Here is an 11,918-nt window from a genome sequence, read left to right as displayed (position 1 = left end):
GAGGGGGAGGGTGACCGGGCGCTCGCCGAGCCGGAGTCGGAGAACGTCTCGTACGGGCTGGCCGAGTTCATCGCGGCCGAGGAGATGGGGCGTTCGCGGGGCTTCTGGTGGGCTCCGGAGTCGGACCGGCTGCTCATGGCGCGGGTGGACGACACGCCGGTGGGGCGGTGGTGGATCGCCGACCCGGCCCATCCGGAGCGGGAGCCGCAGCGGGTGGCGTACCCGGCGGCGGGCACCGGCAACGCGGAGGTGCGGCTGTTCGTGACCGGCCTGGACGGGCTGCGCACGGAGGTCGCCTGGGACCGGGCGCGCTATCCGTACCTGGCACATGTCCACTGGTCAGCGGCGGGCGCGCCCCTGCTGCTCGTACAGGCGCGCGACCAGCGCAGTCAGCTGATCCTGGCCGTGGATCCGGATTCCGGGGCTACGCGGATGGTGCACGCCGACGAAGATCCAACATGGCTTGATCTTTTCCCCGGTGTGCCCTGCTGGAGCCCGTCCGGGCAGCTGGTGCGGATCGCCGACGAGGGCGGTGCGCGGGTGCTGGCGGTCGGGGACCGGCCGCTGACGGGCGCGCAGCTGCACGTCAGGGCCGTGCTGGACGTCTCCGAGCACGACGTGCTGATCTCGGCGTCGGCGGGTGCGGAGGCCGCCGGCGAGGCGGAGACGGGCCAGGTGCACGTGTACCGGGTGAACGAACTGGGCGTCGAGCGGGTGTCGCAGGAGCCGGGCGTGCACGCGGCGGTGCGGGCCGGGGAGGTGACGGTTCTGGTCTCGGCGACACTGAACCGGCCAGGTTCGCTCGCGCAGGTCCTGCGCGACGGAAAACCGACCAGGACTGTCCCTTCGTACGCGGAAGATCCTGGTATGTCCCCCCGCGTGACACTCGCCGAGGGGGGCGCACGCCGCGTCCCGTGCGCCGTGCTTATGCCTCGGGACTACGACGGTGACACCCCCCTGCCGGTGCTCATGGACCCGTACGGAGGACCCCACGGGCAGCGGGTGCTCGCCGCGCACAACGCCCACCTCACGTCGCAGTGGTTCGCGGACCAGGGCTTCGCTGTCGTGGTCGCGGACGGCCGCGGCACACCGGGCCGCTCCCCCGCCTGGGAGAAGGCGGTCCACCACGACTTCACGCTGTCGCTGGACGACCAGGTGGAGGCACTGCAGGACCTCGCGAAGCGCCACCCCCTGGACCTGTCCCGGGTCGCGATCCGCGGCTGGTCGTACGGCGGCTGGCTGGCCGGCCTGGCGGTGCTGCGCCGCCCGGACGTCTTCCACGCGGGCATCGCGGGCGCGCCGGTGACGGACTGGGCCCTGTACGACACCCACTACACGGAGCGCTACCTGGGCACACCGGCGGAGGATCCGGCGTCGTACGCCAAGAGCTCCCTGGTGACCGCCGACGGGTTGTCCTCACCCGCCGAGCCGCACCGCCCTCTGATGATCGTGCACGGCCTCGCCGACGACAACGTGGTGGTCGCCCACGCCCTGCGCCTGTCCTCGGCCCTGCTGGCCGCAGGCCGTCCCCACGAGGTGCTGCCGCTGTCCGGCGTCACCCACATCACCCCCCAGGAGCAGGTCGCCGAGAACCTGCTCCTGCTCCAGGTGGACTTCCTGAAGCGCTCCCTGGGCATGACGACCGCCTGAACACGGCGGCGGGCCGGGACCGCCTGTCGGCGCCCGGCCCGCCTACGGCACCCGCACGGCCGTACGGTGACCAGCCTGACGTGTCCGTATATCGGAACCGGGTCTGTGAAGTTGCCTGCGTGTTAACGCAGTTGGCGGGGAGCTGGGTTTGCGGGAAAGACGCCGGTTCCCGGCACCCCCGTGGAGGGTGCCGGGAACCGGAAGCGGTCGGTCAGGCCGCGTGGACCACGTTCTTCTCCTCCGCGAAGTGGCAGGCGGACTCGTGGGCCGCCGGGGTGTCCTCGCCCTTGAAGCGCTCGGGGACCGCCAGCAGCGGGACCTCCTGGGCGCACTTGTCCTCGGCCTTCCAGCAGCGGGTGCGGAAGCGGCAGCCCGAGGGCGGGTTGGCCGGGGACGGGACGTCGCCGGTGAGGATGATCCGCTCGCGGCCCTCACGGGACTCCGGGTCGGGGACCGGGACGGCCGACAGCAGCGCCTGGGTGTAGGGGTGCGTCGGGTGGTCGTAGATCGCCGTGTCCGTGCCGATCTCGGCCATCTTGCCGAGGTACATCACACCCACGCGGTCCGAGATGTGCCGGACGATCGACAGGTCGTGCGCGATGAAGAGGTACGAGAGGTTGAACTCGTCCTGAAGCTTCTCCATCAGGTTGATGACCTGGGCCTGGACGGACACGTCCAGCGCGGAGACCGGCTCGTCGCAGATGATGATCTCGGGGTTCAGGGCCAGGCCGCGGGCGATGCCGATGCGCTGGCGCTGACCGCCCGAGAACTGGTGCGGGTAGCGGTTGATGTACTCGGGGTTGAGGCCGACCACGTCCAGGAGCTCCTGGACCTTGCGGCGGCGGTCGCCCTTCGGCGCCACCTCGGGGTGGATCTCGAAGGTCTCCCCGATGATGTCGCCCACCGTCATACGGGGGTTGAGCGAGGTGTACGGGTCCTGGAACACCATCTGGATGTTCCGGCGGACCGCCTTCAGCGCACGCCCGGACAGCTTGGTGATGTCCTGGCCCTTGTAGAAGATCTCGCCCGCGGTCGCCTTCTCCAGCATCATCAGCAGCTTGGCGACCGTGGACTTGCCACAGCCGGACTCGCCCACTATGCCGAGCGTCTCGCCCTGGTAGAGGTCGAAGGAGATGCCGTCGACGGCCTTGACGGCGCCGACGTGACGCTTGAACAGGATGCCCTGGGTCAACGGGAAGTGCTTGACCAGACCGCGCACCTGGAGGATCGGCTCACCGCGCTCCACGGGCGCGTCGAGCGCGGCCACCGCCGCCTCCTCGGTCACGGCGTCGACCGTCTCGACCTCGGTGACGTTGGGGGTGGCGTCCATGGGCTCGTCCTTCTTGCCCAGCTCAGCCATGGATCGTCTCCTTCCAGAAGTGGCACGCGCTGCCGCGGCCGGTCAGCTCGCCGCCGTCCCGCTCGGTGACGGGGTGCAGCGGCGGGATGTCCGTACGGCAGATGTCCTGCGCCTTCGGGCACCGCGGGTTGAAGGCGCAGCCGGACGGGATACGCGTCAGGTTGGGCGGCAGGCCCTTGATCGCGTACAGCTCCTGGCCCTTCTGGTCCAGGCGCGGGATCGACTCCAGCAGACCCTTGGTGTAGGGGTGCGCGGGCCGCTTGTACAGCTCGTGCACCGGAGCGGTCTCCACGATCCGGCCGGCGTACATCACCGCGATCTTGTCCGCGACGTCGGCGACCACGCCGAGGTCGTGGGTGATCAGGATCAGACCCATGTTGTACTCGCGCTGCAGGTCCGCGAGCAGGTCCATCACCTGGGCCTGGACCGTCACGTCGAGGGCCGTGGTCGGCTCGTCGGCGATGATCAGGTCCGGCTCCAGCGCGAGCGCCATGGCGATCATGATGCGCTGGCGCATACCGCCGGAGAACTGGTGCGGGTAGTCCCCGACGCGCTCCTTCGCGGCCGGGATCTTCACCCGGTCCATCAGCTCGATCGCCTTGGCCTTGGCTTCCTTCTTGGACATGCCCTGGTGCACGCGGAACATCTCGCCGAGCTGGTAGCCCACCGACAGCACCGGGTTCAGCGAGGAGAGCGCGTCCTGGAAGATCATCGCGATCTTGTTGCCGCGGATCTTCCGGCGCTCTTCGCCGGACATCTTCAGCATGTCCTGGCCGCGGAAGAGGATCTCTCCCTTGGGGATGCTGCCGGGCGGCATGTCGAGGATGCCCATGATGGCCTGGGCGGTGACGGACTTGCCGGAGCCCGACTCGCCGAGCACGGCGAGCGTCTCGCCCGCGGCGACGGAGTAGTTGACGCCGTTGACGGCCTTGGCGACACCGTCGCGGGTGCGGAACTCCACGTGCAGGTCGCGGACTTCGAGCAGTGGGCGGCTCGCGTCGTGCGAGCCGTCCGCCGAGGGGTTCTCGGCCGTTTCATCGATGATGGTCACGTACGCCTCCCTCAGCGCAGCTTGGGGTCGAGGGCGTTGCGTACAGCATCGCCGAACATCAGGAACGAGAGCACCGTGATCGAGACCATCACCGAGGGGATGATCAGGGTGTGGGGGGCGATACGGAGCTGCTCGCGTCCTCGTGCCACGTCGCCGCCCCAGGAGACGGCCGTGTCACCGAGACCCACGCCCAGGAAGGACAGGGTGGCCTCGGCCGCGATGTAGCCGCCGAGCGCGATGGTCGCCACGACGATGATCGGCGCGAGTGCGTTGGGCAGGATGTGCCGGAACAGGATCCGGGACGTCGAGGCGCCGAGTGCCTTGGCGGCCACCACGTAGTCCGCCTGCTTGATGGTGATCACGGCACCGCGGGCGACTCGGGCGATCTGGGTCCAGCCGAGGAAGGCGAGGGCCATGATGACGACCCAGACGGTCCGCTCCTCGAAGGAGTTGAGCACCACCAGGGCGCCCAGTAGGAACGGGATGCCGAGGAAGATGTCGGTCATCCGCGAGAGCAGGGTGTCGGTCCAGCCGCCGAAGTAGCCGGCGATCATGCCGATGACCGTGCCGAGCACGCTGACGGCGAGGGTGACACCCACACCGACGGTGATCGAGGCGCGGGCACCGTAGACGACACGGGCGTAGATCGAGCGGCCCTGGACGTCGTAGCCGAGCCAGTCCGGGGCGAAGAAGTGGCCCCAGTTCGGCTTCCCCAGGTAGTGGTTGGCCAGGTCGGCGTCGCGCGGCGAGGCGCTGGTGAACAGTCCCGGCCAGAGCGACATCACCAGCAGGAACACGATCAGCACGGCCGCCACCAGGAACAGCGGGTTGCGGCGCAGGTCGTGCCAGGCGTCGGACCACAGGCTGCGCGCCTTCTCGGCAGCCGGGCCGGCGTCGGTCACGATGACGCCCGCGGTGCTCGCGGTGTCACCGGGAAGGGCTTCGACCTTCTCGACGGTCTTGTCAGGCATACCGGATCCTCGGGTCCAGGACCGCGTAAAGCAGGTCGACGATCAGGCTGGCGGCGAGGTAGATGAGCACCATCAGCGAGGCGATCCCCACGACCGTGGCGCCCTCACGCCGGGTGAGCGCCTCGTAGATCTCGAGGCCGATACCCCGCACGTTGAAGATGCCCTCGGTCACGATGGCGCCGGTCATCAGGCTGCCGATCTCGATACCGAGGAAGGTGACCACGGGGATCAGCGAGTTGCGCATCAGGTGGACACCGATGACACGGCGGCGCGGCAGCCCCTTGGCCACGGCGGTGCGCATGTAGTCGGACCGCAGGTTCTCCGCGATCGACGTGCGGGTCAACCTGGCGACATAGGCGAGGGAGAGCGACGCCAGCACGATGGCGGGAAGGGCGAGCTGGGAGAAGTCCGTCGAGTCGGTCACCGTGGGCGTGGTGACCTGCCACTTGAACGCGAACTGGTACTGCAGCAGGAAGCCCAGCACGAAGGACGGCATCGAGACGAGGATCAGCGTCAGCGTCAGCAGCCCGCGGTCCTGGAGCGTGTCGGGGCGCAGGCCGGCGATCACACCGAGGCCGATGCCCACGAGCGTGACGAAGGTGAAGGCGAAGAGCGTCAGCCTGATCGTCACCGGGAACGCGTCGGCGATGACGTCCGCGATGGGCCGCTGGCTGGCGATCTGGGTACCGAAGTCGCCCTGGACCAGCCCGGTCATGTAGTTGACGTACTGCTGAAGGAGCGGCTGATCGAGGCCGAGGTCCTTCTTGATGCTCGCGACCACCGCCGGGTCGTACGCCTGATCCCCCATCATCGCCCGGACGGGATCGCCGGGCAGGGCGTACATCATGCAGAAGATAAGCAGAGTTGACCCGATGAACACCGGGATCATCTGGAGCAGTCGTCGTGCGACATAGCGCCCCATAGGTGCCTCCGTGAGGGGTTAACGCAGGTGCGGGGGCCGTCCCCTGGTGACGAGACGGCCCCACGCACCTCCCACCGCCGCCTGAATCGACGGTGGGCTTACGGCCGAGTGGGAAAAGCCCGGAGGGCTCCTCTTACTTGGTGGTGACGCCCCACACCTCGAGGTCACCGTGGAAGTCGACCTTGACGTTGTCGACGTTCTTACCGTGGCCGCCGTTGATGCGGTAGTACCAGAGCGGGATGGCCGGCATGTGCTCGACCAGCTTCTTCTCGACCTCCTGGAAGGCCTTCACCGACTCGTCGAGGGACTTGGCGTTGTCCGCCTTGTTCATCAGCCCGTCGATCTCCTTGTTGGAGAAGCGACCGTTGTTGGCCTCGGCGGTGGTGTGGTACAGCTCCTTCATGAAGTTGGCGTTGACCGGGTAGTCGGCGACCCAGCCACCGCGGTACATGCCCTTCACCTGGTCGTTGTCACGGGCCTCGAGGTCCGTGGCGAAGTCCGGCTTGGGGTCGCCGACGCAGTCGACACCGGTGGCCTTGCGGATGGACTCGCAGACCGCCGTCACCCACTCCTTGTGGCCACCGTCGGTGTTGTACTGGACGGTGAACTTGTTGCCCGGAACACCGCCGCCCTCCTGGACGAGCTTCTTGGCCTTCTCCGGGTTGTACGTGAACACGTCCGTGTCCAGGTTCTGGTTGCCCTTGACACCGGGCGGCGTGAAGGACTTCGCCGGCGTGCGGGTGTTGTTCAGAACCGTCTTGGTGATCGTGTCACGGTCGATCGCCATCGACAGACCCTGCAGGACCTTCGGGTCGATGTCCTTGAAGGTCTTGGAGTAGAACGCCGGGGTCAGCGTCTGGATGGCCGCGTACGGCTGCTCGATGGCGCCGTCGCCCAGGTCCTGCTTGTACTTCGGCAGGTCCGTCGGGCCGACCTGGCGGATCATGTCCAGGTTGCCGGAGACGACGTCCTTGTAGGCGGCTTCGACCGTCGTGTAGTTCTTGAACTGGACGCCCTTGTTCTTCGCCTTGTTCGGGCCCTGGTAGTCATCCCAGGCCTTGACCTGGATGAGCTTCTTGTGGTCCCACTTCTCGAAGGTGTAGGGACCGTTGCCGACCGGCTTCTGGCCGAAGGCCTTCGGGTCGTCGTAGAAGACCTTGGGCAGCGGGGCCCACGTGCTGTAGCCCAGCTTGTAGTTGAAGTACGGCATGGTGTTCTTCAACTCGATGGTGAAGGTGTGGTCGTCCACGGCCTTCAGACCGGACATGGCCTCGGCCTTCGGGTCACCCTTCTCCGGGTGGACATCGTCGTAGCCCTTGATGTCCTGGAACCAGAACGAGTTCTGCTGGTTGTTCTTGATGTTGGCGTACCAGTTCCAAGCGTCGATGTACGACTTGGAGGTGACGTCCTCACCGTTGTGGAACTTCCAGCCCTTCTTGAGCTTGACCGTCCACGTCTTGGAGTCGTCGGTGGTGACCGACTCGGCGTTCGTGTAGACGATGTTGCCCTTGGCGTCGAAGTCCAGCAGCTGGGTGAACAGGGACTGGATGACGTACGACCCGAGGCTCTCGTTGGTGTCCGCCGGGATCAGCGGCTTCTGCGGCTCGCCGACGTCGATCGAGACGTAGCCGGCAGGTCCGGAACCCTTGCTCTCACCCTCACCATCACCGTTGCCGCCGCAGGCGGTGGCGGCCAGGGCGACGACAATCGCCCCCGCGACCCACTTGGCGCTCTTGGCACCGCGCATGGGTTCCTCCTAAAGAAGTCATTGGTTCACCGCAAAGGGAGCACAGACAGATCACCGCCACCGCCCGTCGCCGGTGCCGGAAATCGTCAGGTGCCCCCGCGCTCGTGAGTCGGCGCCGCTGCCAGCGGGTGACCCGTTCATCCGAGCTCTACGCGCCTAACTATCTGCCAAACGTCTGAGCCGAACCACACCCACGAGGTCTCGGTTCGATCACAGCTCACGTATACATCTTCCAAAATCCGGACAAAGGGTTTGGTGAAAGATCCCTGCGAAACGGACTTGTTACACATCTATCGGTAAAGGCTGTCCGCATTCCGGACGCGAGAGTGAGAAAAACCGCTTGCGGCATACCGTGGGTCCCGTGAAGGGTGCCACCGGAGTCTGTCGCGCGCTCAAAGGGCGTGTGCGGCAAGGCCGTTGTGCGCTCCCCGAAGCCGGGGAGGCAGGGCACTTCCGCAGCAGGGTAGTGGGAGAAGACCGCCCCTGACGGCTGTCACCGGCAAGTCGAGGGTTTTCCCTACCCCTTGCCCGTGTGTTACCTCCCCTTCAGACAACGGCACCGGGCACCCCGCTCACGCGGAGTGCCCGGTGCCGTCGTACGTGCGGCAGGCGTCAGCCGTGCTTGGCGCGGCTCGCGGCGCGGGCGCGCTCGCGGGCGTCCAGGTTCACCTTGCGGATGCGCACGGCCTCCGGGGTGACCTCGACGCACTCGTCGTCCCGGCAGAACTCCAGGGACTGCTCCAGCGACAGCTTGCGCGGCGGGACGATCGCCTCGAACGAGTCGGCCGAGGACGACCGCATGTTGGTGAGCTTCTTCTCCTTGGTGATGTTGACGTCCATGTCGTCGGCGCGGGAGTTCTCGCCGACGATCATGCCCTCGTACACCTCGGTGCCCGGCTCGACGAAGAGCACGCCGCGCTCCTGGAGGTTGGTCATCGCGAACGCGGTGACCGCACCGGAGCGGTCGGCGACCAGGGAGCCGTTGTTACGGGTCTGGAGCGTGCCGAACCAGGGCTCGAAGCCCTCGTGGATGGAGTGGCCGATGCCCGTGCCGCGGGTCTGGGTCAGGAACTCGGTCCGGAAGCCGATGAGGCCGCGCGAGGGCACGACGAACTCCATGCGGACCCAGCCCGAGCCGTGGTTGGACATGTTGTCCATGCGGCCCTTGCGGACGCCCATGAGCTGCGTGACGGCGCCCATGTGCTCCTCGGGCACGTCGATCGTCATGCGCTCGACCGGCTCGTGGACCTTGCCGTCGACCTCCTTGGTGACGACCTGCGGCTTGCCGATGGTCAGCTCGAAGCCCTCCCGGCGCATCGTCTCGACCAGGATGGCGAGCGCCAGCTCACCGCGGCCCTGCACCTCCCAGGCGTCCGGCCGCTCGGTGTCCAGCACCCGGAGGCTGACGTTACCGATCAGCTCGCGGTCGAGGCGGTCCTTGACCTGGCGGGCGGTGACCTTGCGGTCCTTGACCGCCGCCTTGGCGTCGGCGCCCTTGCCGGTGGCGCCACGGCCGACCAGCGGGGAGGTGTTGGTGCCGATGACCATGGAGATCGCGGGCTGGTCGACCGTGATCAGCGGCAGCGCGACCGGGTTCTCCGGGTCGGCCAGGGTCTCGCCGATCATGATGTCCGGGATACCGGCGACCGCGCAGATGTCACCCGGGCCGGCCATCTCGGCCGGCTTGCGGGTGAGCGCCTCGGTCATCATCAGCTCGGTGATGCGGACGCTGCTGACGGACCCGTCGCGCTTCATCCACGCGACCGTCTGGCCCTTGCGCAGCTCGCCCTGCTCGACGCGCAGCAGCGCGATACGACCGAGGAAGTTGTCGGCGTCCAGGTTGGTGACGTGGGCCTGGAGCGGGCCGGCCTCGTCATAGGTCGGGGCCGGGATGTGCTCCAGGATCGTGGAGAAGAACGGCTCAAGGCTGGTGGAGTCGGGCGGGACCGTGCCGTTGTCCGGCTTGGTCAGCGAGGCGATGCCGTCGCGGCCGCAGGCGTAGACGATCGGGAACTCGATCTGCTCCTCGTCGGCGTCCAGGTCGAGGAAGAGGTCGTAGGTCTCGTTGACGACCTCGTCGATCCGGGAGTCCGGGCGGTCCGTCTTGTTGATGCACAGGATGACGGGCAGCCGCTGCTGGAGCGCCTTGCGCAGCACGAAGCGGGTCTGCGGGAGCGGGCCCTCGGAGGCGTCCACGAGCAGGACGACACCGTCCACCATCGACAGACCGCGCTCCACCTCGCCACCGAAGTCGGCGTGGCCGGGGGTGTCGATGATGTTGATGGTGATGACGTCCCCCCCGTCCTTCGGGTGGTACTTCACCGCCGTGTTCTTGGCCAGGATCGTGATGCCCTTCTCACGCTCCAGGTCGTTCGAGTCCATCATGCGGTCGTCGACGCCTTCGAGCTGGTGCGCGGCGAAGGCACCGGCCTGCTTCAGCATGCCGTCGACGATGGTGGTCTTGCCGTGGTCGACGTGAGCGACGATAGCGACGTTGCGGATGTCGTGGCGCGTGGCCATATTGCGGCGTTCTCCCGGAGTGTGAGGAATGCCCTGCGCGGACGTCTGCGGTGCGCGGGCCCTGCCGGGCTGAACGTGCCACGGCCTCACCCCATGGTACGGGGCTTGACGTGGAGCGGCTTCCGTAGGGCATTTCGGGGTGGTCCCGGGCAGGTCAGGCGCCCTTTGCCGCGGCGGAACCGGCCGGACAGGTCCGCGAGGCGGCGAGGCGGCCGGCGACAGGCCGTCAGCCCCGTCACCAGCACCCCGATGACCAGTCCGGCCGTGCGGGCCCGCCCCACCATGCCGCGCATCCGCCGGCTCCCGTCCCCCGAGATCGGACGCCCGGCGCCCGCACCATGATCACTGCTGATCCCATGGTGCGGGCGCCGGGCGGGGGCGGCAAGGCGTTTGAGCGTTCCCTGAGCTACCGGGCGGCCGAGCCCTTCGCCGAGGGCCCGGACGCCGGCTTCGCGCCCTTCTTCAGGAAGCCCATGTCCTCGTAGACCGGCGTGCCGAAGCCGAAGGCGCCGGCGTTGACCAGGTTCTTGCGGGCCGCGAGGAGCTGGGGACGCTGGAAGAGGGGGATCGAGCCGGCCGCCGCCCAGATACGGGAGTCGGCCTTGCGGATGAGGGAGCGGGACTCGCCCTCGTCGAGGGTGGCCACGGCCTCGTCGAAGAGCTGGTCGACCTGGTCGGTGCCGACGCGGGTGTAGTTCTGCTCGACGTTCAGCGAGCCGTCGGCGGCCGGGACGGGCTTGGCGAAGACGGGGCGGGCGTCGGTGGCCGGGTAGGCCGTGGCGGGCCAGGAGTACAGGGCGAGGTCGTACTGGCCGGAGGCGATGTGGTCCTTGAAGTAGGACTCGTCGGAGACCTTGGAGATCTCCGTGCCGATGCCGACGCGCTCCAGCATGCGGGAGATGCGGTCCGCGACGGTGCGCAGCGTCTTGGAGCCGGGGCCGGAGGGGAGCACGAATCGGAGCGTGAGCGGCTTGCCGTTCTTGGCGAGCGGTGCGGCCTCCCGGTTCGCCGGGGCGGCTGTGCCCCGGGGGGCGTACGCGCCGGGGGCGCCGCCCTGGTGCGGGGACTTGTACTGCTTGCCGTCCTGGGCGAGGTGACCGGCCGGGTCCGGCCCCTGCTGCGCCTTGCCGTCCTCGCCGGTGTCGTCGGCCTTGCCGCCGCCGGTGTCGTCGGCCTTGTCGCCCTCGGGGCCGGCCGCCTTCTCCTTCTTCTGCTCCTTCACCGGGCCGCCGCGTACCCACCCGGCGTCCGCGAGCAGCGCCTGGGCCTCCTTGGTGTCCTGGCCGCCGAGGGCGCCGCTGTTGTCGGCGTAGTGGGCCTGTCCGGACAGGGCGAGGTGGCTGCCGACCGGGACGGCGGGCAGGCCGAGGGGCCCCAGAACGGCCTGGGCGATTTCCTTGCGGTCCAGGGCGCGGGCGACGGCCCTGCGGACGCGTTCGTCGGTGAGCGGGCCCTCGGCGCCGTTCAGGGCGAGCTGGGTGTAGGCGGGCTCCAGGGACTTGCGGACCTCGAAGCCGCTGAGGGCCCGCTGCTGCCGGGCGTACTTGACGGCCGCCTTGCGCAGCTTCTTGCGGGCGACGGTCTCCTCGTCGGCGGCGTCCTCGTCGGTGCCGTTGGCGACGGCCCAGGACTGCAGGGCGTCCGCGGCGGACCGGTCGGCGCCCGGGCCCATCAGGGGGCTGCTGGAGCTGTGGGGG

8 protein-coding genes are annotated in these 11,918 nt (G+C 68.5%); 1 reads left to right on the top strand and 7 read right to left on the bottom strand.

Annotated features, from left to right (window positions below; translation table 11 throughout):
- Positions 1–1,650, top strand: a 1,650-nt coding sequence (locus C1J00_RS27740) for a S9 family peptidase (protein ID WP_102911748.1), incomplete at its 5' end; no start/stop codon positions are given.
- A gap of 211 nt (positions 1,651–1,861) precedes the next feature.
- On the opposite strand, the gene C1J00_RS27735 is transcribed toward C1J00_RS27740, so the two are convergent.
- From C1J00_RS27735 to C1J00_RS27705, 7 genes are all read right to left on the bottom strand, one after another.
- Complete coding sequence (locus C1J00_RS27735; protein WP_102911747.1) at positions 1,862–3,010, bottom strand: ABC transporter ATP-binding protein; 1,149 nt, start codon at positions 3,008–3,010, stop codon at positions 1,862–1,864.
- Entirely contained in the window at positions 3,003–4,061 is a 1,059-nt protein-coding gene (locus tag C1J00_RS27730) for an ABC transporter ATP-binding protein (protein ID WP_102911746.1), read from the bottom strand. The genes C1J00_RS27735 and C1J00_RS27730 overlap by 8 nt, the downstream gene beginning before the upstream one ends.
- Positions 4,062–4,072: 11 nt before the next feature.
- Positions 4,073–5,032: an ABC transporter permease gene (locus tag C1J00_RS27725; RefSeq protein ID WP_102911745.1), complete on the bottom strand. Its 960-nt coding sequence runs from the start codon at positions 5,030–5,032 to the stop codon at positions 4,073–4,075.
- A complete protein-coding gene (locus C1J00_RS27720) occupies positions 5,025–5,954 on the bottom strand; it encodes an ABC transporter permease (RefSeq protein ID WP_102911744.1) in 930 nt (309 codons plus the stop codon). The genes C1J00_RS27725 and C1J00_RS27720 overlap by 8 nt, the downstream gene beginning before the upstream one ends.
- A 133-nt stretch (positions 5,955–6,087) precedes the next feature.
- On the bottom strand, positions 6,088–7,701 hold the full coding sequence (locus C1J00_RS27715; protein ID WP_102911743.1) for a peptide ABC transporter substrate-binding protein: 1,614 nt from the start codon (positions 7,699–7,701) through the stop codon (positions 6,088–6,090).
- Between the two features lie 612 nt (positions 7,702–8,313).
- On the bottom strand, positions 8,314–10,221 hold the full coding sequence (typA, locus tag C1J00_RS27710) for a translational GTPase TypA (RefSeq protein ID WP_102911742.1): 1,908 nt from the start codon (positions 10,219–10,221) through the stop codon (positions 8,314–8,316).
- Between the two features lie 406 nt (positions 10,222–10,627).
- A partial coding sequence (locus C1J00_RS27705; protein ID WP_245936532.1) for an ABC transporter substrate-binding protein occupies positions 10,628–11,918 on the bottom strand: 1,291 nt, incomplete at its 5' end.

This window comes from Streptomyces cahuitamycinicus (assembly GCF_002891435.1).
GTDB lineage: Bacteria > Actinomycetota > Actinomycetes > Streptomycetales > Streptomycetaceae > Streptomyces > Streptomyces cahuitamycinicus.
This window is presented reverse-complemented; position numbering and strand designations above follow the sequence as displayed.

Bases quoted from the DNA above. Each gene is read 5' to 3' on its own strand.
- C1J00_RS27735 (WP_102911747.1), bottom strand. From the start codon at position 3,010: ATGGCTGAGCTGGGCAAGAAGGACGAGCCCATGGACGCCACCCCCAAC.
- C1J00_RS27725 (WP_102911745.1), bottom strand. From the start codon at position 5,032: ATGCCTGACAAGACCGTCGAGAAGGTCGAAGCCCTTCCCGGTGACACC.
- C1J00_RS27720 (WP_102911744.1), bottom strand. From the start codon at position 5,954: ATGGGGCGCTATGTCGCACGACGACTGCTCCAGATGATCCCGGTGTTC.
- C1J00_RS27715 (WP_102911743.1), bottom strand. From the start codon at position 7,701: ATGCGCGGTGCCAAGAGCGCCAAGTGGGTCGCGGGGGCGATTGTCGTC.
- typA (WP_102911742.1), bottom strand. From the start codon at position 10,221: ATGGCCACGCGCCACGACATCCGCAACGTCGCTATCGTCGCTCACGTC.